The 1,734-nt window shown below is 72.0% G+C and carries 2 protein-coding genes and 2 tRNA genes; all 4 read right to left on the bottom strand.

Features of this window, described 5'->3' with window-relative positions; genetic code table 11:
* Positions 1-37: 37 nt before the first annotated feature.
* Positions 38-110 (bottom strand) — tRNA-Ala (locus ACFVYI_RS40815).
* A 37-nt stretch (positions 111-147) separates the two neighbouring features.
* A tRNA-Ala gene (locus ACFVYI_RS40810) sits at positions 148-220 on the bottom strand.
* A gap of 271 nt (positions 221-491) precedes the next feature.
* Complete coding sequence (locus ACFVYI_RS40805) at positions 492-1,139, bottom strand: histidine phosphatase family protein (RefSeq protein ID WP_387894950.1); 648 nt, start codon at positions 1,137-1,139, stop codon at positions 492-494.
* The gene (rsfS, locus tag ACFVYI_RS40800) at positions 1,136-1,606 is read right to left on the bottom strand and encodes a ribosome silencing factor (protein WP_387894928.1); all 471 of its coding nucleotides are present in this window, start codon (positions 1,604-1,606) and stop codon (positions 1,136-1,138) included. The genes ACFVYI_RS40805 and rsfS overlap by 4 nt, the downstream gene beginning before the upstream one ends.
* Positions 1,607-1,734: the final 128 nt, after the last annotated feature.

The raw sequence follows: 1,734 nt of genomic DNA, 5'->3' as shown, positions 1-1,734 counted from the left end.
GCCGCCACCCGGTGGGTGGCGGCCTTCTGCCGTTCTGTGGAGCTACGGGGAATTGAACCCCGGACCTCTTGCATGCCATGCAAGCGCTCTACCAACTGAGCTACAGCCCCGCGACACGCACGGCCCTCGCGGACCGCAGGTGCGGAGTGGAGCTACGGGGAATTGAACCCCGGACCTCTTGCATGCCATGCAAGCGCTCTACCAACTGAGCTACAGCCCCGCACTCACCGGATTTCCCGCTTCCCTTCCGGGCCGCGTTTTCTTCCGTGCGAACGAGGAAGACTCTAACTGGTCAGGCCCGGAACTGCGAAATCCGCCCCCGCAGGCCGCTCGGCGGCTCACCGCCGAACGTCGCCGCCCAGGTGTCACCACCCGAACGCCGCCGCCCGGCCGGCACCGCCCGCCCGTCGCCGATCGCGTCATCGCCGATCGGGCCTCGCCCTCGATCAGGTCCCCCCGGTCGGGCGCCGTTCCCGATCAGATCCGCCCGATCAGGTGTCGTCGCCGATCACCGGCTGCGGGAGGGTGCCCGCGTTGTGCTCCAGCAGACGCCAGCCGCGCGCCCCCCGGCCCAGTACGGACCAGCAGCAGTTGGACAGGCCGCCGAAGCACTCCCAGAGCGCCGGCTCCATGCCGAGCAGCTGCCCGAGCATGGTGCGGATGGTGCCGCCGTGGCTGACCACCACCAGGGTGCCGTCCTCCGGCAGCTTGCCGACCGCGTCCAGCACCACCGGCACCGAACGGTCGGCGACCTCGGTGGACAGCTCGCCGCCGCCGCGCCGGACCGGTTCGCCCTGCGCCCAGGCCGCGTACTCCTCCGGGAAGCGGGCCCGGATCTCGGCGTTGGTGAGCCCCTGCCAGGAGCCGGCGTAGGTCTCGCGCAGCCCCTCGTGGTGCTGCACGTCCAGGCCGGTGATCCTGGCCAGCTCCTCGGCGGTGCGGCGGGCGCGCTGGAGGTCCGAGGAGATCAGCAGGTCGGGGTGCAGTCCGGCGAGCAGCCGGGCCGCCCGCTGGGCCTGCAGGACGCCCTGACCGGTCAGCTCGATGTCCGTGGTGCCCTGGAACCGCGATTCGAGGTTCCAGGAGGTCTGGCCGTGCCGCCAGAAGACGATGCGCGGGCCCCGCGCCTCCCGGCTCAGCTGTAGTCCTCGGCGCCGAAGTTGTCGGCCGGGGCGACCTCGGCCGGGGTGAGGGCGTTGCCGGCCTCGTCGGTGTGCGCGTCGGGGCGGTTGCGGGAGGCCAGCGCGTCGGCCGGCAGCGGCAGCTCGGGGCAGTCCTTCCAGAGCCGGTCCAGGGAGTAGAAGGAGCGCTCCTCGGAGTGCTGGACGTGCACCACGATGTCCAGGTAGTCGAGCAGGATCCAGCGGCCCTCGCGCTCGCCCTCCCGGCGCACCGGCTTGATGTCCAGCTGCTCGCGCAGCTTGTCCTCGATCTCCTCGGCGATCGACTTGACCTGGCGGTCGTTGTTCGCGGAGGCGATCAGGAAGGCGTCGGTGATCGACAGCACGTCGCTGACGTCGAACGCGATGATGTTGTGCGCCAGCTTGTCGGCCGCCGCCTGGGCGGCGACGTTGATGAGTTCCTGGCTGTGCTCGGTGGCGGTCACGATGTTCTTCCGGCTCGGCGGCTTGGGGGCGATGGCCCGCCCACGGCCCGGGCAAGCCCGACACGGTGGGACCCCCCCCCCCGGGCCCCCGGACCCGGTACCGCCCCCCCCCCCCCCCCGCGGGCCCG

Origin of the sequence: Kitasatospora sp. NPDC058218 (assembly GCF_042882445.1) — a bacterium.
In the GTDB taxonomy this organism is placed as follows: domain Bacteria; phylum Actinomycetota; class Actinomycetes; order Streptomycetales; family Streptomycetaceae; genus Kitasatospora.
This window is presented reverse-complemented; position numbering and strand designations above follow the sequence as displayed.